The sequence below is a fragment of the Actinomadura barringtoniae genome (assembly GCF_017573505.1).
GTDB lineage: Bacteria > Actinomycetota > Actinomycetes > Streptosporangiales > Streptosporangiaceae > Spirillospora > Spirillospora barringtoniae.
Genome location: NZ_JAGEOJ010000001.1, coordinates 366,263 through 382,945, shown reverse-complemented (window position 1 = coordinate 382,945; position 16,683 = coordinate 366,263). Strand labels below are relative to the sequence as shown.

General features: G+C 70.3%; 16 protein-coding genes and 1 pseudogene. 8 read left to right on the top strand and 9 right to left on the bottom strand.

Translation table 11 applies throughout. The annotated features are described in order from the left end of the window. Nucleotides 1-288 precede the first annotated feature (288 nt). Nucleotides 289-627 carry a YrdB family protein gene (locus J4573_RS01655; protein WP_208253384.1) on the bottom strand — a complete coding sequence of 113 codons (339 nt, stop codon included), beginning with the start codon at nt 625-627 and terminating at the stop codon, nt 289-291. A gap of 154 nt (nt 628-781) precedes the next feature. After that, nucleotides 782-2,068, bottom strand: coding sequence for a sensor domain-containing diguanylate cyclase (locus J4573_RS01650; RefSeq protein ID WP_208253383.1), 1,287 nt, complete (start codon nt 2,066-2,068; stop codon nt 782-784). Nucleotides 2,069-3,042: 974 nt separating this feature from the next. Here J4573_RS01650 and ettA point away from each other — a divergent pair. Beyond that, nucleotides 3,043-4,707, top strand: coding sequence for an energy-dependent translational throttle protein EttA (ettA, locus tag J4573_RS01645; RefSeq protein ID WP_208253382.1), 1,665 nt, complete (start codon nt 3,043-3,045; stop codon nt 4,705-4,707). Here ettA and J4573_RS01640 read toward each other — a convergent pair. Next, nucleotides 4,694-4,945 (bottom strand): hypothetical protein, encoded by a 252-nt coding sequence (locus J4573_RS01640; RefSeq protein WP_208253381.1) that lies wholly within the window; start codon nt 4,943-4,945, stop codon nt 4,694-4,696. The two genes, ettA and J4573_RS01640, sit on opposite strands and share 14 nt — an antisense overlap. 231 nt (nt 4,946-5,176) lie before the next feature. Between J4573_RS01640 and J4573_RS55885 the strand changes: the two genes are divergently transcribed. The 3 genes from J4573_RS55885 to J4573_RS01625 all read left to right on the top strand — a co-directional run bounded on the left by J4573_RS55885 (nt 5,177) and on the right by J4573_RS01625 (nt 7,756). Further along, complete coding sequence (locus tag J4573_RS55885) at nt 5,177-6,424, top strand: RNA polymerase sigma factor (RefSeq protein ID WP_208253380.1); 1,248 nt, start codon at nt 5,177-5,179, stop codon at nt 6,422-6,424. 1 nt (nt 6,425) lies between these two features. Next, the gene (locus J4573_RS01630; protein WP_208253379.1) at nt 6,426-7,145 is read left to right on the top strand and encodes a hypothetical protein; all 720 of its coding nucleotides are present in this window, start codon (nt 6,426-6,428) and stop codon (nt 7,143-7,145) included. 173 nt (nt 7,146-7,318) lie between these two features. Further along, complete coding sequence (locus tag J4573_RS01625) at nt 7,319-7,756, top strand: acyl-CoA thioesterase (protein WP_208253378.1); 438 nt, start codon at nt 7,319-7,321, stop codon at nt 7,754-7,756. On the opposite strand, the gene J4573_RS01620 is transcribed toward J4573_RS01625, so the two are convergent. Next, a complete protein-coding gene (locus tag J4573_RS01620; RefSeq protein ID WP_208253377.1) occupies nt 7,725-8,159 on the bottom strand; it encodes a hypothetical protein in 435 nt (144 codons plus the stop codon). The two genes, J4573_RS01625 and J4573_RS01620, sit on opposite strands and share 32 nt — an antisense overlap. A gap of 58 nt (nt 8,160-8,217) precedes the next feature. Between J4573_RS01620 and J4573_RS01615 the strand changes: the two genes are divergently transcribed. Together J4573_RS01615 and J4573_RS01610 are read left to right on the top strand one after the other, a co-directional pair. Further along, nucleotides 8,218-9,096, top strand: a complete 879-nt coding sequence (locus J4573_RS01615) for a GNAT family N-acetyltransferase (protein WP_208253376.1) — start codon at nt 8,218-8,220, stop codon at nt 9,094-9,096. A 52-nt stretch (nt 9,097-9,148) separates the two neighbouring features. After that, nucleotides 9,149-9,370 (top strand): hypothetical protein, encoded by a 222-nt coding sequence (locus J4573_RS01610; RefSeq protein WP_208253375.1) that lies wholly within the window; start codon nt 9,149-9,151, stop codon nt 9,368-9,370. 341 nt (nt 9,371-9,711) lie between these two features. Here the strand turns inward: J4573_RS01610 and J4573_RS01605 are convergent, their stop codons facing one another. After that, on the bottom strand, nt 9,712-10,323 hold the full coding sequence (locus tag J4573_RS01605; RefSeq protein WP_208253374.1) for a hypothetical protein: 612 nt from the start codon (nt 10,321-10,323) through the stop codon (nt 9,712-9,714). Between the two features lie 254 nt (nt 10,324-10,577). On the opposite strand from J4573_RS01605, the gene J4573_RS01600 reads away from it, so the two are divergent. Then, nucleotides 10,578-12,017 carry a S28 family serine protease gene (locus J4573_RS01600; RefSeq protein ID WP_208253373.1) on the top strand — a complete coding sequence of 480 codons (1,440 nt, stop codon included), beginning with the start codon at nt 10,578-10,580 and terminating at the stop codon, nt 12,015-12,017. 196 nt (nt 12,018-12,213) lie between these two features. On the opposite strand, the gene J4573_RS01595 is transcribed toward J4573_RS01600, so the two are convergent. The 4 genes from J4573_RS01595 to J4573_RS01580 form a co-directional block, all read right to left on the bottom strand. Continuing rightward, the gene (locus J4573_RS01595; protein WP_243772385.1) at nt 12,214-13,377 is read right to left on the bottom strand and encodes an ABC transporter permease; all 1,164 of its coding nucleotides are present in this window, start codon (nt 13,375-13,377) and stop codon (nt 12,214-12,216) included. 134 nt (nt 13,378-13,511) lie between these two features. Beyond that, entirely contained in the window at nt 13,512-14,213 is a 702-nt protein-coding gene (locus J4573_RS01590; protein WP_208253371.1) for an ABC transporter ATP-binding protein, read from the bottom strand. Then, a complete protein-coding gene (locus tag J4573_RS01585) occupies nt 14,210-15,292 on the bottom strand; it encodes a peptidoglycan-binding protein (RefSeq protein ID WP_208253370.1) in 1,083 nt (360 codons plus the stop codon). Before J4573_RS01585 ends, J4573_RS01590 begins: the two co-directional genes overlap by 4 nt. A gap of 17 nt (nt 15,293-15,309) precedes the next feature. Next, nucleotides 15,310-15,843, bottom strand: a complete 534-nt coding sequence (locus J4573_RS01580; RefSeq protein ID WP_208253369.1) for a hypothetical protein — start codon at nt 15,841-15,843, stop codon at nt 15,310-15,312. A gap of 175 nt (nt 15,844-16,018) precedes the next feature. Between J4573_RS01580 and J4573_RS01575 the strand changes: the two are divergent. Further along, nucleotides 16,019-16,669: pseudogene (locus J4573_RS01575) on the top strand (response regulator transcription factor); the annotation flags it as partial. Nucleotides 16,670-16,683: the final 14 nt, after the last annotated feature.

Sequence of the window (16,683 nt, the reverse complement as noted above, 5' to 3'; positions counted from 1 at the left end):
CGGGGGTGTCCGCCCAGCGGACACCCCCACCCCCATCGGCCCGCATCACCCCCGACCCCACCTGACGGCGCCCTACCGCCCGGTCGTGCCCATCTCCCCGACAAGTGAACTCGGGCATGATCCGGCGGTACGACCTTGTGCCGATCGGGCCGTCCGAGACTGAGGTCACGCTGACCTATGACTGGTCGGCGGTGCCGCGGTCCATCCGGGCGTACCTCCACTTTCCGCCGTTCGGTCCTGGGCATCTCCCCAACTCGCTGAGCAATCCGGCCGAGCTCGTCTCCGAGTTCAGTGCATCGCGATGAGCGCCAGGGAGGTGGAGACGACCCAACCTCCGGCGAAGAGGAACGCCGCACGGCGGCCTCGTGCGTTCAGCCAGGCCGCCGCGCCGACGCCGAACCAGGCGAGTTCGAGCACTGCGCGGGCGGGGCCATGCAGCGGGTACGTGGCTGAGGGCGCGCCGAACAGTCCCCAGATCACGGCCATCAGCGCCACCGCGCCTGCTGCCGCTGCCAGGCGAAACGGCAACCGGGCCACCTTGGTGAAGCCCCAATAGCCAACGGCGGCGTAGACGGCCAGCTCCAGGAGGAAGGCGACGGTCGCGTTCAACGGATCGACGACGGACATGGCCACTCCTGAATGATTCATCGTGTGAATGATTATGGAAACGTAGCATTCTCCTTGCGAGTGGTGTCAAGGGGTGCTGATCAGGCCGTGGTGGTCGGCGTCGTTGCGTGGTCGAGCGTCCGGTGGATGCAGCCCGCTCGGGCGCGGCGGGGTGTTAGTTGTCGGTGGGCTTGGGGCCGTCTATGGCGGGGAGGCAGACTCGGTCGCGGCCGGACTCTTTGGCTCTGTAGAGGGCCAGGTCGGCGGCGGCCAGGAGTTCGATGAGGTCCTCGCCGTGCATGCGGAAGAGGGAGACGCCTACGGAGATGGTGACGCCTACGGTGCCTTCGTCGGCGGGGACGGCCAGGCGGCGGACGCGGCCTCGGAGGCGTTCGGCCACTCGGCAGGCCTCTACGGTGTCGGCGCCGGGGAGGAGGACGACGAACTCCTCGCCGCCGAAGCGGCCCACGACGTCGTAGTCGCGGAGCTGGCTGCAGAGGGTGCTGGCGACGCCGATGAGGACCTGGTCGCCTACCAGGTGGCCGTGGGTGTCGTTCACCCGCTTGAAGTAGTCGATGTCGATGAGCAGGAGCGCCAGGGGGTCGTGGGAACGCTGCGCGCGGGCCAACTCGGTGTCGGCCTCGCGTTGCCAGGCGGCGGCGTTCAGCAGGCCGGTCTTGGCGTCGGTACGGGCGGCGGCCTGGAGTTGCTGGTGCATCAGGCTGCGCTGGAGGAGGACTACCGGGGGGAGGGCGAGGAGCAGGAGCGCGGGGGAGAGGGCGCTGGTGATGGTGACCAGGATGCCGACGCAGAGCTCGACCACGTCCAGGAGGAGGCTTTCGCGGTTCCAGAGGACGTCGCGCCAGCGGCTCTCGGGGTTGGCGGCGTGGGCGGCGATGGCGACCAGGGCCGTGTTGACCACGGTGAAGAGGGCGGCGCAGCCGATGGCAACGGGGATGCCCGGGTAGCTGTCGATGACCCATTGGGGACTGCCCAGGGGATCGGGGACCGCCAGGTGGAAGACGACCGAGGCGCAGGCGCCGGACAGGCCCAGGGCGGACGTCACCAGGATGCGCCGGTAGAGCAGCGTCTGGCGTACCCGGAACTGCAGGAGGATCTGCAGGGGAATCGGGATCAATAGGGCATATACCGGCGGAAGGAGCAAAGCAACCGGGAGCCACCAGGAGGACAGCAGGTCGCGGGCCACGCCGGCGGGCATGCCAAGGCGGCGGGACGCTTCAATGCAGACCGCGCCACAGGCCAGCAGGGCGGCAAATGTCAGTAGATCATTCAGCCGCAGCGGGGTGCGGGCGAGCCCTGTGAGGGTCAGGATGAGATGGAGCAGGGCGACCGCGGGCACGTACACGGCCAGCAGGGACGGACGCCCGGAAACCGCCCGGCGCCGGGGCTTGCGGGCCAGGTCTCCACCACGGTCCTCGGCGGACGACTGCACTGCCGTCATCCTTCCCCCCTGTATGCATCACGTTGTGTAACACGATAGTTGCAACGTGTGCGGAGCGGGCCGGAAACCGGTACGTTCGATAACGCACATGTGGGTGGCCGCTCTGGCCACCTGCCGCAGGACCAGCGGACTCGCTGTCCTCAGCACATCCGGAGGGGGAAGAAACCATGCGTGGCGTTTCCTGGATATAAGGCGGCCCGCAACCCCTGCGGCGGGGGCGCCGCCGGCAGCACGGCCGGCTGCGGACGACGCCCCCGCAACCCAAGCTCCGGGGTCTGAATCCCCGTTCGCCGAATCCTCGTTCCCCGCCAGGTGAGTTTCCCCGCCGGGTGACGTTCCCCGCGGATGACCTTCGCTGCGGCGAGACGGCCGCGGCGGTAAGGCGGCCGCGGCGGTAAGGCGGCGACGGTCGGCGCGCCCACTGCGGCGGTAAGGCGGCTGCGGGCGGCACGGCCACCGCGGCGGAAAGCGGCCACGGGCGGCAGGCCCACCGCGGCGGAAGGCAGCCGCTGCGGCGAGGCGACCGAGGCGACCGAGGCGACCGAGGCAACGAGCGCGAGCGCGGTGGCGGAGCGGCTCGGCGGAGGCATGACTGGCGGCACTGCGAGGGCGCCGCTGCGGCGGCGTGACCGGGAGGCACTTCGGCGGCGCACCTGTGGCGGTGTGACCGGCGGGCACTTCGGCGGCGCGACCGGTGGCACTGCGGCGGCGTGACTGGCGGGCGCTTCGGCGGCGCCACCCGTGGCACTGTGGCGGCGTGACCGGCAGGCACTTCGGCGGCGCACCGGTGGCGGCGTGACCGGTGGGCGCTTCGGCGGCGCCACCCGTGGCACTGCGGCGGCGTGACCGGTGGCACTGTGGCGGCGTAACTGGCGGGCGCTTCGGCGGGACTGCGGCGGAACGAGGTCCTCCTGCGGTGACGAGGGCGAGAACGCTGCAACGAATGGTGTCCCGGAGGCCCTAGGCTGGTTCATATGGCCGAGTACATCTACACGATGCAGCGTGTGCGCAAGGCACATGGCGACAAGGTCGTCCTTGACGACGTCACCCTGCACTTTCTGCCCGGAGCCAAGATCGGTGTCCTGGGGCCGAACGGGACCGGCAAGTCGACGCTGCTGCGGATGATGGCCGGTCTGGAGCAGCCGTCGAACGGCGATGCGCGGCTCATGCCGGGCTTCACGGTGGGGATGCTCCAGCAGGAGCCCCCGCTGAACGAGGAGAAGACCGTTCTTGGGAACGTCGAGGAGGGCGTCGCCGAGACCAAGGCGATGCTCGACCGGTTCAACGAGATCGCCGAGAAGATGGCGACGGACTACTCCGACGAGCTGATGGAGGAGATGGGCAAGCTGCAGGAGCAGCTTGACCACCGCAACGCGTGGGACCTGGACTCCCAGCTCGAGCAGGCGATGGACGCCCTGCGGTGCCCGCCGCCGGACGCGGACGTCACCAAGCTGTCGGGTGGTGAGCGGCGCCGCGTCGCGCTGTGCAAGCTTCTGCTCGAGGCGCCCGACCTGCTGCTGCTGGACGAGCCCACCAACCACCTGGACGCCGAGAGCGTGCAGTGGCTGGAGCAGTTCCTCGCCAAGTACGAGGGCACCGTCCTGGCCGTCACCCACGACCGGTACTTCCTCGACAACGTGGCCACCTGGATCCTGGAGCTCGACCGGGGCCGTTGCTTCCCGTACGAGGGCAACTACTCCACCTACCTGGAGAAGAAGGCCGACCGGCTCAAGGTAGAGGGCAACAAGGACGCAAAACGAAAGAAGCGTCTTCAGGACGAACTGGACTGGGTCCGGTCCAACCCGAAGGCGCGCCAGACCAAGAGCAAGGCCCGTCTTGAGCGGTACGAGGAGATGGCCGCCGAGGCCGCCAAGACGCGGAAGCTGGACTTCGAGGAGATCCAGATCCCGCCGGGCCCGCGCCTGGGCAACACCGTGATCGTGGCGGACAAGCTGAGCAAGGGCTTCGGCGACCGCCTGCTCATGGAGAACCTCTCGTTCAACCTCCCGCCGAACGGCATCGTCGGTGTCATCGGCCCGAACGGCGTCGGTAAGACGACCCTGTTCCGGATGATCGTCGGCGAGGAGCAGCCGGACTCGGGGACGCTGCGGGTCGGCGACACGGTGCAGATCTCGTACGTGGACCAGAGCCGCGGCGGCATCGACCCGAAGAAGAACGTGTGGGAGGTCGTCTCCGACGGGCTCGACCACATCAAGGTCGGCCAGGTCGAGATGCCGTCCCGGGCCTACATCGCCGCGTTCGGCTTCAAGGGTCCCGACCAGCAGAAGCCTTCGGGCGTGCTGTCGGGCGGCGAGCGCAACCGCCTCAACCTGGCGATGACGCTGAAGCAGGGCGGCAACGTGCTGCTGCTGGACGAGCCGACGAACGACCTGGACACCGAGACGCTGTCCAGCCTGGAGAACGCCCTGCTGGAGTTCCCCGGCTGTGCCGTGATCACCTCGCACGACCGGTGGTTCCTGGACCGCATCGCTACGCACATCCTGGCGTGGGAAGAGGGCTCGAACTGGTTCTGGTTCGAGGGCAACTTCGCCGACTACGAGAAGAACAAGATCGAGCGCCTGGGCGCCGACGCGGCTCGCCCGCACCGGGTCACCCACCGCAGGCTCAAGCGCGACTGACCGAGCACAGCCTGAAGCGCCGGACCCCGGTCGGGGACCGGCGCTTCAGGCTTTTCTGCGCGAAATTCGAATTTGTTTCATGGGGGTTGCCGCCATTCTGGCCGCGCAGCCGTTCTTCGGCGCGAATAAACCGTAGCGGGAGATCAAGGCGCATCACGGTGCGTCCGGGCGATTGTGAGCCCGGTGTCCGTTCAGTCTGATCATCTACCAGGCCGTTCGCGCTCGATACGGCGATCACGGAGCGATATTGACCCAGGTAGAAAACCAATTTGAGAGAGATGTCAACGTTTGGGGTCTCTGATGGCAGTTAATGGCATGAGGCCGTCGCAGAGACCGCGCGGCCTTCCCGTGACAGAGGAGACTCCGTGATCGAATCGCTGGCCTGGCTCGGCCTGGCCTTTCTGCTGACGCTGCCCCGCTGGCTCTCGGTACGGGTGACCCTGGCCGTCCGCGTGGATGGGAGACCGCGGTGAACGACCGGCCGGCTCCCCAGGAGCCCCCGGACGCCCCCGACCACGACGCCCTGAGCGCCGTGCCCCAAGACGACCCGGACGCCGCGAGCTCAGACGACCTGGGTGCCGCGAGCCAGGGCGTTCTGGGGGGTGCGCCCCGAGATGATCTGGGCACCGCGAGCTCGGACGACCTGAGTGGCGCTGGCCCGGACGACTTGGGCGCCGCGCCCCAGGACGATCAGGGCGCCGCGCTCCGGGACGATCTGGGCACCGCGAGCCAGGGCGATCTGAGCGGTGCGAGCCAGGACGATCTGGGTGGCGTGCGTCCGGACGGTCTGGGTGCCGCTCGCCGAGGCAGCCTGGGCGGCGTAGGCCGGGACGATCTGGGCCCGGCGCGCTGGGACGAGCCGGGCGCCGCGCGCCCGGCTGATCTGGGTGGCGCGCCCCGAGATGATCTGGGTACCGAGAGTCCGGCCGATCAGGGCACCGCACCCCGGGACGAGCTAACTGGCGCGAGCCAGGGCGGCCTGGGTGGCGCGAGCCAGGGCGGTCTGGATGGTGCGAGCTCGGCCGATCTGGGTGTCGCTCGCCAAGGCGGCCCGGGCGTAGGTCGGGACGATCTAGGCGCCGCGCGCCGAGACGACCAGGGGGGTGCGCGCCGGGACGATTCGGGTCGTGTGCGCCGGGACGATCTGGATGGCGGTCTTCGTCAGGAGACTCTGTCGTCGTTCCCCGCGTTCTATGGGTACTGGATGCCGCGCCTTACCGGCTACCTGCGTTCGCAGACCTCCGACGGTAGGTGGGTCGAGGACGTCGCGCAGGAGGCGATGCTGGCGGCCCGCCGGCACTGGGACGACCTGCTGACCTATGACAAGCCGGGCGCCTGGCTGTTCATGGTCGCCACGAAGATGCTGCGGCGCTGGCTGGCCAAGGCGCGTGAACAGTGCACGTCGCTCGATGACATGCTCACCCGCGGGGACGGCGGGCCCGCGTCCCTCGCCTCCGCGGAAGACCCGAACGTGAGTGGCCACGGCGGAACCGACGACCGCCTCGACCTGATGAACGCGATCCGTTCCCTGCCCAGGCGGCAGCGCGAGGCCCTGGCGCTCCACGATCTCCTGGGTTTCCCGCACGCCGAGGTCGGCGAGATCCTCGGGTTCAGCGAGGGCAGCGCCAAGACCCACGTTCACCGCGCCCGCAAACGACTGGAGGAGCTGTTGCGTGCCCCCGGACCCCCGCCCGTCATCAAGATCGGAAGGGTCTGACGTGGACCTGGACACCGTGAGCCTGGACGGCCTGCTGGCCGTCGCGGCGGAGGCGATCGCGTCGATGCCGGAGGCCGACTACGCGGTGCGGCTCAGCGACATCGAGGCCGAACACCGGCGCCGGCAGCGGGATGATCTCGCCAGGGCCAGGCAGGCGGCCTTCTTCGACTCGCTGGAGCTGGAACAGGCCGCGTACGAGCTCGGCCGCCGCAACGACCGTGACGGCAACCTCGGCGAGGCGGCCCGCTGGTACGGCGTGGCGGCCAAGCATGATCACGCGGATGCGGCGCTGCGGCTCGGCGAGGTGCTGGACCTGCTGGCCGAACGGAGCGCCAGGCGAACTGCACAGGACGCCCCGGCCGCCGAACGCGAGGAGTACCGCCTGGTCACCGAGGCGGCCACGGCGTACGCGGAGGCCTATGGAGCCGGCTACCCGGAGGCGGCGGACAAGATCGACGAGATGCTGGCCGCGGTGGCGCGGCGACGTCAGCGCCCCCTCGGCCCCGGCGGCCGTACGGCCCTGCCCGCCCCCGGCGCCGAGCTCAGCGACGGCTGCACCTACGTTCGCGACTTCCAACCGCAGAACGACGTGCTGCGGGAGGAGGAGATCCAGCTCCTCAGCCGCCACGCGGCCCAGTGCATGTCGTGCCTGGAGGAGTTCATCGGTCTGGTGAAGGCCGCGACCGCCGACCCGGCCGCGAGCATGATCGACCGCCCCTAGAGGGCCGCCAGAACGGAGTGCCCGGGGGCCCGTGACCCCGGTGCCCCCGGTCGCGCCCGAGCGGAATGACCCCACGTTAAAGGGGTGTTACATCGCAGGTGCCTCCTGGCGAGGAGGTCTCGGAGGCCGGGTAGCATCGGCCGAGCACCGTCACCGACCCCCCAGGCGAGGACATGCCGCACAAGAATCCGCCCCCGGCCGACTTTCGGCATGTGTACGAGTTCAACCTCCGGTTCGGGGACATCGACTCCCAGGGGCATGTCAACAACGTCAAGTTCCTCGGCTACCTCGAGGACGCGCGCCTGGAGATGTTCCACGGCGACCCGGTGCGCAAGGGGGAGAAGCCCGTCCGCGGCATGGTGATCTCCCGCCACGAGATCGACTACAAGGCCCCGATCCTGCCGACCGTCTACCCGATCCGCGTCGAGACCTGGGTCACCGAGGCCCGCGCCGCCTCGTTCCGCCTCGCCTACGAGGTACGCGACGACGACCAGATCTTCGCCACCGCCACCTCCACGCTGGTCGCCTTCGACGTGGAGAACAACCGCCTCCGCCGCTGGACCCCCGAAGAACGGGAGTTCATCGGCCGTTACCTCCCACCCTCGCCATGACCGCCTTCCCCGACCTGGCCCCCGACGCCACCCTGCCGGACCCCGCCCCCGCCGCCCTGCGCGCCGCCCCGACGGACGCCCCCGTCCTCGAGCGCCCCGCCCCCGGCACCCCCAGCACGCCGCCCGGCCCTGCCAGCACCGCGCCCGGCACCGGCCCTGCTGGTATGGCGCCCGGCATCCCCGGCACATCCGGCACGCCGCCCGGCCCTGCCAGCACCGCGCCCGGCACCGGCCCTGCTGGTATGGCGCCCGGCACATCCGGCACGGCGCCCGGCACGCCCGGCACGGCATCGAGCATCGCTGGTATGGCGCCCGCCACTCCCACTGCGGCGTCCGGCACCCCCACCACGGCGCCCGGCACCGGCAGTTCTGCGTCCGGCCGTTCCGGCACGGCATTCAGCACCGCTGGCGTGGTGTCCGGTACGTCTGGCACTTCCGGCGCAGCGTCGGGAGTTGGCGGCATGACGCCCGGCACCGACAGTGCGGCGTCCGGCGTCGGCAGTGTCGTGTACGGCGCCGGCAGCGCGGTGTCCGGCATTTCCGGCGCTGCAGCCAGCGTCGCTGGCACGGCGCCCGGCATTTCCAGCGCAGCGTTCGGTGCTTCCGGCACGGCACTCGGCGTCGGCAGCATGATGCCCGGCACCGGCACCGGCAGTGCGGCGTCCGGGACCGGCAGTGCGGCGTCCGGGACCGGCAGTGCGGCGTCCGGCATCGACAGTGCGGCGCCCGGCATGGGCAGCGCGGTGTCCGGCGAGGCGGTCGCGGTGGCGCCGCTTGGCGCTCGTGTGGTGGCTTTGCGGGCGGTGCGGGTTGAGGACGCGGGGGCGCTGGCGGAGCTTTACGTGGCCAACCGGGAGTACCTGCGGCCCTGGGAGCCGGAACGGGACGAGACGTACTTCACCGTGGAGGGGCAGCGCGACAACCTGCTGGGGCTGGTCGCGGCGCATGGCGGCGGAGAGATGTGGGCCGGGGCGATCCTCGTGGACGGGGAGATCGCGGGCCGGATCACGCTCAACAACATCCTGCGTGGACCGCTCCAGAGCTGTTTCGTGGGCTACTGGGTGGCGCAGGAGCAGGCCGGGAAGGGTGTGGGCTCGGAGGCGCTGCGGCTGGCGTTGGACCTGGCGTTCGGCGAGCTGGGGCTGCACCGGGTCGAGGCGTTCACCAGGGTGGACAACGAGGCGTCGCAGGCGGTGCTGAGGCGGAACGGGTTCGAGCCGATCGGGGTCGCGCGGCGGCACATTCACGTGGCCGGGCGCTGGCATGACGAACGGCTCTTCGAGCGGCTCGCCCCCTGGGACGACGGTCATGCATTGTATCCGCCGTCCCACTCGGGGTAGTCGATCTCTCACCACGGGGAGTAATCAGTAAAGCGTCTCCCCGAGGTTTGTGATGTCCCCCTTTCTTGCTGCCTGGATCTTCTGGATTCTGATGTTCTTCGCCATCGAGCTGCCGGCGGTCTTCAACCGGCAGCCCGGTGACACCCTGTCCGAGCTCATCTGGGGCGTGTTCGCCGTGCGCGGCAAGCCGTTCGGCTGGCAGCTGCGCCGGCTGGCCCTGCTGATCGGGCTCGGCTGGCTGCTCGCCCATCTGCTGACTGGCGGCGCCGTCTAGCACGCCGTCGGGCGCGTGGGCCGGTGCGGGTCAGCGCGCGTCTTGAGCGTGAGCCTGCGTACGGCCCGATGCTGGCCGGCACGCGGTGAGCGCGTGACCCCGCGCGTGACCCCGCGTGCCCCCCGCGCGTGACACAGCGCGTGACACAGCGCGTGACACAGCGCGCCCCCCGCGCGTGAACACCGCGCGTGAACACCGGGGCGTGGTCAGCCGCTGACCTAGCGCTTGGCCCTGGGCTAGCTGGCATGTGAGCCAGCGCAGGTCAGCGCGTGAGTCGACGGGTGGCGCTGCGCTGGCAGGCACGCGGTCAGCGCGTGAGCGAGGGTTTGAGCCGGCACGGGCTAGCGCGTGTAGAGCCAGGGGGTCTTGAGGTCGAGGTAGGTGAATTCGTCGCCCTCGTAGAACCTCATCATCTCCTCCATCATCGCCTTCATCTGCTCCGGCGGCTCCTTGCGCTCGTTCTCGCGCGCCTCGGCCTCGGTGGTGAAGTAGAGGACGTCGCTGATGCCGCCGTCGGGGTGCGCGGCGCTGACGCCGCCGATGATGTCGGGGCGGGCGGCCTGCATGGCCTTCTCGTCCTGCTGGCGCATGTGGTCGACGAGGCCGGCGAAGTCGCGGACGCGGCCCTGGATGACCTGGACGAAGCCGGCCGCGTCGGATCCGCCGCCGCCCCAGACCTCGGTCTCGGTGCAGTCGTGGAACGTGACCTCGCCGCTGAAGAGCTTGGAGGTCTCGGCCCACCACTGGGCCTGCTCGGGCCGGTCACTGTTCTGCCGAGCCGCCTCGGGCGACTCGAAGTGGACGAGGGCGATGAACGTTCCGTCGCCGGTGACGCCCGCGGTGGTGCCGAGCCAGCCGATCGATCCGGGCGCCAGCTCGTGCGCCCAGCGGTCGGCGGCCGCCTTCAGCTCGCCGGGATCGCCGACCTTGCCCTGCATGATCTGGATGAACATCGCGCCTCTCCTCACTGAGATCACCGTGTGGAACCGCACGGTCACTGTGGGCCGACTGCTCCGACGCTATGCCTGGCGGAGGACCCCGACAATGCCGCCGACGATGACGGGAGGGTGTCGGCGCGGCGGTGCTGACAACCGGGCCGTCACGGATGGATAACAAGCGCAACATGAATCCGTTTTCGCCCCACATCTCCCTCTAGGGTCGCGACGCGAATTGTGGAGATCCCACGTGAACACGTGAAGGGGGTGCCATGCGGAACGTCTCACGAGGCGCGCTGGCCCTGCTGCTCGCGACCGGCCTGGCCGGGACCGGAGCCGCGGCGTACGCGCAGGCGGGGAGTGCGCAGGGGAACGCGCGGACCACGGCCGCGAGCCCGGCGGGCGACATCGCCGCGCAGCTCAAGGCGATCAAGGGCATGACGGTCGAGGAGAAGCCCTCGACCCTGCCCGGTTACCGCTGGTTCTGGCTGAAGTACCGGCAGCCGGTCGACCACCGCAACCCGAAGGGCCGCTGGTTCGAGCAGCGCATCATGCTGGAGCACAAGGACGCGGCGCGTCCGATGGTGCTCTACACCAGCGGGTACGACACGCCCGAAACGATGTTCAAGTCCGAGCCCACCTCGCTGGTGGACGGCAACCAGATCTCGGTCGAGTACCGCTTCTTCACCCCTTCGCGCCCCGAGCCGGCGGTCTGGAAGAAGGACACGATCTGGCAGGCCGCGACGGACGAGCACCGCATCGTCACGGCGCTGAAGAAGATCTACAAGGCCAAGTGGATCTCCACCGGGGCGAGCAAGGGCGGCATGACCGCCACGTACCACAAGCGCTTCTACCCCAAGGACGTCGACGGCAGCATCGTCTACGTTGCGCCGAACGACGTGAACAACAACGACGACCACGCGTACGACAACTTCTTCAAGACGGTCGGCACGGACCCGCAGTGCCGCACGCACGTGAAGCAGCTCGCGCGCGAGTTCCTGAAGCGCCGCCCGGCGATGCTCAAGCGCTTCAAGGCCGCGGCCGCCGCCAACAAGCAGACGTTCAAGATCCTGCGCACGCCGGACCGCGCGTTCGAGAACTCGGTCATGGACTACGAGTGGGGCTTCTGGCAGTACCACCTGCAGGCGGACTGCAAGACGCTGCCCGCGGTGAACGCCTCCGACGACGACCTCTTCAAGAGCCTCGACGACATCTCCGGCGTCTCGTTCTACACCGACCAGGGCCTCTCGCCCTACATTCCGTACTACTACCAGGCCGGCACGCAGCTGGGCTGGCCGACTCCGCAGTTCAAGAGCCTGCGCCCGCTGCTGCGCTACGAGAAGAGCTACCAGCCCCGCACCTACGTCCCGCGCTCGATCCCGATGCGCTTCGACGGCGGTAAGGCCATGCGCGACGTGGACAGCTGGGTGCGCGGCCACGGCAGCCGCCTGATGTTCTTGTACGGCTCGAACGACCCGTGGGGCTCCGAGCGCTTCCGCCTCGGCAAGGGCAGCCGCGACTCCTACGTCTACACCGCGCCGGGCATGAACCACAGCGGCAGGCTCATCGCCGCCCTCCCGGCCGCGCAGCGCGCCAAGGCGACCGCCGACCTGCTGCGCTGGGCGAACGTGACGGCCCCGGCCAACGCCCTGTCGGTGACGGGGAACGACTCGGTCGACGTTCTGCAGCTGCAGGGACGTCCGCCGCTGTGACCCGCACTTGAACTAAGTGCAACTCGCGAACGACGGCCCCGGGCACCCCAGAGCCCGGGGCCGTCGGCATCCTGCACACCGTTCAAGTCGCGACCGACCGCCCCTCAACGACCAGCCCCAGCGACGTGCGGCGCGCAGGGTCAGAAAGCCAAACAGCCAACCCGCCACCTAGCCCGGCCGCTCGGCGGCCAGACCGTCAGGCGGTCTGCAAGGCGATGGTGGGGGAGAGGCGGGCGGCCCGTACGGCGGGGTAGAGGCCGGCGATCGTGCCGATGACCAGCGTCGCGCCGAAGCCGCCCGCTATCGCCCAGGGCGGCACCACTGGCGGCAGGCCTGTTCCCGTTGCGTACGCGACCGTGGCCAGCGAGCCGAGCACCGCGCCCGCCACGCCGCCCAGCCCCGACAGCAGCAGTGACTCGGTCACGAACTGGATCCGCACGTGCCCGCGGGTCGCGCCGAGCGAGCGGCGCAGCCCGATCTCGTGCCGCCGCTCCAGCACGGAGATGATCATCGTGTTGGCGACGCCCACGCCGCCGACCAGGAGCGCGACCGCGCCGAGGCCGAGGAGCAGGTCGGTGAACGCGCCCGCGGCGGCGGCCTTGGCCTGCAGCGCTTGCGACGGGTCGGTGACCTTGACGTCCTGCGGGTTCTCGGCGTTCAGTGTGCGCGGCAGCAGGTCGCGCACCGAGCCGACCGCGGAGTCGGCGGAACGCTCGTACACCGAGGTCGGGTGGCCGTCGAAGCCCAGGTACTTCTTCGCCGCGTCCCAGCCGACCAGCGCCGACCGTTCGATCTCGGGCGCGAGCGGCAGGTCGTCCAGGATGCCGATCACCGTGAAGTACCGGCCGCCGAGGAAGACCTGCTGACCGGGCGCGGTGATCCCGAGCCGCTGCGCCGACACCGAGCCGAGCACGACCGACGGGTAGCGGCCGTTGGCCTTGTTGAGCCACGCGCCGGTCTTCATCTTCCCGCGCAGCGTGCCGAGCAGCCCCTCGGTCGCGGCCTGCGGCGCGATCCCCCCGGTCTCGTCCTCCGAGATCTTGTCGGACCGCCGCACGCTGCCGTCGATCGACCCGATCGCACCCGAACGCTCCACCCCGCCGACGCGCAGCACCATCTTCTCCGCGCCCTCGGGCAGCTCGGTCTTCTTGCCGGTGAACATCGACTCGCCGGGCGTGGCGACCAGCAGGTTCGTGCCGAGCTTGTCGAGCTGCCGCAGCACGTCGGCCTTGCTGGACGCCGAGATGCCCACGACGGCGATCATCGTGGCGATGCCGATCGCGATGCCGAGCGCCGACAGCACCACCCGCACGGGCCGAGTCCGCAACCCGACCGACCCGGTGCGCAGCACGTCCACCATGCTGAGCCGCGCCGGCGACAACCGCCCCGCCGCACGACCGGACTCCGCTGCGCGATCGGGGTCCGGGGGGTGACCGGGCTTCGGCTTGCGACGGGGGCTCATTGGGTGACCGGGGTTCGACTTGCGGCGGGGGCTCATTGGGTGACCACCGCCGTTGCCGGGGTGTCGGTGACTATTCGGCCGTCGCGTAGGCGGACTTGGCGGGGGAGGGCAGAGGCGATCTCGTGGTCGTGGGTGATCACGGCGATCGTTGCTCCCTCTGCGTTCAGATCGTGAAGGAGGGCCATGACCGCTTCGCCGGAGGCGGAGTCGAGGGCGCCGGTTGGTTCGTCGGCCAGGAGGAGCGCGGGTTCGCCGACTACGGCGCGGGCGATTGCGACGCGCTGCTTTTGGCCGCCTGAGAGTTCGTGCGGGCGGTGGGACATGCGGTCGGCGAGGCCGACGCGTTCCAGCGCCTCGGCCGCACGCCGGCGTCGCGTTCGCAGGGGAAGGCCGCCGTACAGCAGGCCGTCCGCCACGTTGTCCAGCGCGGTCACCCCGCCGGCCAGGTGGAACGACTGGAAGACGAAGCCGAGGTGCCGGGCGCGCAGGGCCGACAGCTCGCGGTCGGACAGGCGGCTCACGTCGTGCCCGGCGATCCGGACGTCCCCGGCGCTCGGCCGGTCGAGGCTGCCGACGATGTGCAGCAGCGTGGACTTGCCCGACCCCGACGGCCCGACGATCGCCACGAGCTCGCCGGACCTGATCGTGAGGTCCACTCCGGCGAGCGCAGCGACGCCGCCTGGGTAGTCCTTGCGCACGGCCTCCAGCTCGACGACAGGGTTCGAACCGATCATGATTGCGGCACCCCGACCTGCATGCCCTCGCGCAGGCCGCCGCCGGACACCTCGACCCGGCCGCTGCCGAACATGCCGAGCTCGACCTTGACCGTACGGGGAGGCTTGCCGCTCTCGACGACCTGCACGCCGTAGCCGCCGCCGGGCAGCGCGAGCAGCGCCTGCACAGGCACCGACAGCACGTCCTTGTGGGTCTGGGTGGTGAGGTCGACGGTGACCGGCGCCTGGTCGACGCCGCCCGCCTTGTCCGGGTCGTCGAGCCGTACGGTGACGTCGATCTTGGCCTCGCCGTCGCCCCCGCCGCCGTCGCCCTTGTCCTTGCTGGCGGTGGTACCGATCGAACGGACCGTCCCCTTGGCTGTGCCGCCGCCGGGCAGTTCCACCGAGACCTTGGTGCCCCTCTTGAGCAGGCTCGCCTCGTCGACCTTGAGCTTCATCGTGACGACGCGTTCGGCATCCGACGACGACAGCACCGGCGCGCCGGGCTGGACCCGGTCGCCGGTGGAGGCGTCCCGGCCGCTCACCCGGACCGGGCCGGGCGCGAAGGCGATCTCGCCGGGGCCGACCGTCCCGGTGGCCTTGGCGTCGTGCCCGCGCTGCCAGCGGCGGACGGCGTCGGCGGTGGCGCCGGAGAACGTCTCGTCGACGGTCAGGCCGGAGCCGTAGCCGAGGTCGCGCAGGTTCTCCTCGAGCTGGCGGACGTCGGGGCCCTTGTCGCCGGTCTTGAGGTTCCGGTACATCGGCCGCGACCCGTACATCAGCCGTACGGGCTTGCCGTCCAGCTCGTAGAGCCTGCCGTTCTGCCGGACCGTCGATCCGGTGCCGCGCAGCCAGGTCAGCGTCCCGCCCGCGCCCGCCTTGATCTTACGGGCGCCGCCGTAGCCGAGGGTGCCCGACACCGACGTGCTGTCGCTGAGGTCGCCGCGTTCGACGGGGGCGGTGGCGGCGGGCGGCGCGTCGCCGCTCGCGGCTCCTGCCCCGTTGCCGCCGTCGCCGGTCGCCGCGTTGACGGCGACCCCGGCCCCCGTGGCCGCGACGATCACCCCCGCCGCGGCGCCGATGATCGTTTTTCGCTTCATCGTCCGATGCCCCATCGTCAGGCGTACGCGGCGCAGGCCTTGTTGGCCTTGTCGAACTTGTCCTTCTCCGGCCCGGCGTCCGGCAGCCGCATGGCCGGGGCCGCGCCGCCGCCACTGCTGAACTTGGGGTCGGGCATGTTGACGCCGTTCTGGCGCATGCACTGCGCGAACTTGATCATCTTGTCCTTCTGGGCCTGGGTGAGCTCCTTCTGGGACGAGAGCCCGGTGCCGGGGACCTTCCGGCAGGCGTCCATGGCCTTCTGGATCTTCTCCGGGCTGGAACCGTCGCCGCCGATGGAGATCGAATGGGAGTCCTCGCCGGCCTTCGGGTCGGGCATGTTCACGCCGTGCTCGCGCATGCACTTGGCGAGCTTCAGCCCCTGGTCCATCGAGGAGCCGTTGCCGGACGCGGCGTTGGACGAGCCGGAGCCCTTCTTGTCGCCATCGCCGGAGCCGGAGCCGGAGCCGTTGCAGGCGGCGCCCAGAAGCGCCACGGCCGCCATCCCGCAGGCCGCGGCGGTCATGCGCAGGCGGTGTCGGCTGCTGATCATGCGGTGTTGGCCGATCATGCGCTGGAGTCCTCTCGATCATGGCCGGGCCCTGGACGTCCCGGCGACCTCGACGAGGCTGACCGACCCCGATGTTTCGTTTCTCTAATCCATCCCGCCTCAGGGCCCTCTCCGAGCTTTATCTTTTCGAAATGGCTGGTCAGGTAGACCTGATGGCATGCGCGTGCTGTTGGTTGAGGACGAGGACTACCTGGCGGAGCTGATCGCCGACGGGCTGCGGGCGGAGGCGATCGCCACCGACGTCGCCCACGACGGCGCCGAGGCCCTGCGCAGGCTCGACGCGATGGACTACGACGTCCTCGTGCTCGATCGTGATCTTCCGGAGGTGCACGGCGACGACGTCTGCCGCGACGTGGTCGGCCGTGGCCTGCTCACCCGGATCTTGATGCTGACCGCCTCGGGGACCGTACGGGACCGGGTCGAGGGCCTCGGGCTGGGCGCGGACGACTACCTGCCCAAGCCGTTCTCCTACGACGAACTGGTGGCCCGGGTGCTCGCGCTCGGCCGCCGCGCCCGCCCCGCGCTCCCGCCGGTGATCGAATGCGCGGGCGTACGGCTGGACATCCCGCGCCGCCAGGCCTACCGGGACGGCCGCCGCCTCGACCTGTCCCGCAAGGAGTTCGCCGTGCTGGAGGCCCTGATGCGCGCGGACGGCGCGGTGATCTGCACCGAGGAGCTGATCGAGCAGGTCTGGGAGGAACACATCAGCTACAACTCCAACGCGGTCCGAGTGACGGTGAGCAAGCTGCGCGCCAAGCTCGGCTCCCCGGCCGTCGTCGAGACCGTGTCCGGCTCCGGCTACCGCATGAAGGCCACCGGCGC

Coding starts and splice junctions, on each gene's coding strand:
- J4573_RS01655 (WP_208253384.1), bottom strand. CDS start 627: ATGTCCGTCGTCGATCCGTTGAACGCGACCGTCGCCTTCCTCCTGGAG.
- J4573_RS01650 (WP_208253383.1), bottom strand. CDS start 2,068: ATGACGGCAGTGCAGTCGTCCGCCGAGGACCGTGGTGGAGACCTGGCC.
- ettA (WP_208253382.1), top strand. CDS start 3,043: ATGGCCGAGTACATCTACACGATGCAGCGTGTGCGCAAGGCACATGGC.
- J4573_RS01625 (WP_208253378.1), top strand. CDS start 7,319: ATGCCGCACAAGAATCCGCCCCCGGCCGACTTTCGGCATGTGTACGAG.
- J4573_RS01615 (WP_208253376.1), top strand. CDS start 8,218: ATGACGCCCGGCACCGACAGTGCGGCGTCCGGCGTCGGCAGTGTCGTG.
- J4573_RS01610 (WP_208253375.1), top strand. CDS start 9,149: ATGTCCCCCTTTCTTGCTGCCTGGATCTTCTGGATTCTGATGTTCTTC.
- J4573_RS01605 (WP_208253374.1), bottom strand. CDS start 10,323: ATGTTCATCCAGATCATGCAGGGCAAGGTCGGCGATCCCGGCGAGCTG.
- J4573_RS01600 (WP_208253373.1), top strand. CDS start 10,578: ATGCGGAACGTCTCACGAGGCGCGCTGGCCCTGCTGCTCGCGACCGGC.
- J4573_RS01595 (WP_243772385.1), bottom strand. CDS start 13,377: ATGGTGGACGTGCTGCGCACCGGGTCGGTCGGGTTGCGGACTCGGCCC.
- J4573_RS01590 (WP_208253371.1), bottom strand. CDS start 14,213: ATGATCGGTTCGAACCCTGTCGTCGAGCTGGAGGCCGTGCGCAAGGAC.
- J4573_RS01585 (WP_208253370.1), bottom strand. CDS start 15,292: ATGAAGCGAAAAACGATCATCGGCGCCGCGGCGGGGGTGATCGTCGCG.
- J4573_RS01580 (WP_208253369.1), bottom strand. CDS start 15,843: ATGATCAGCAGCCGACACCGCCTGCGCATGACCGCCGCGGCCTGCGGG.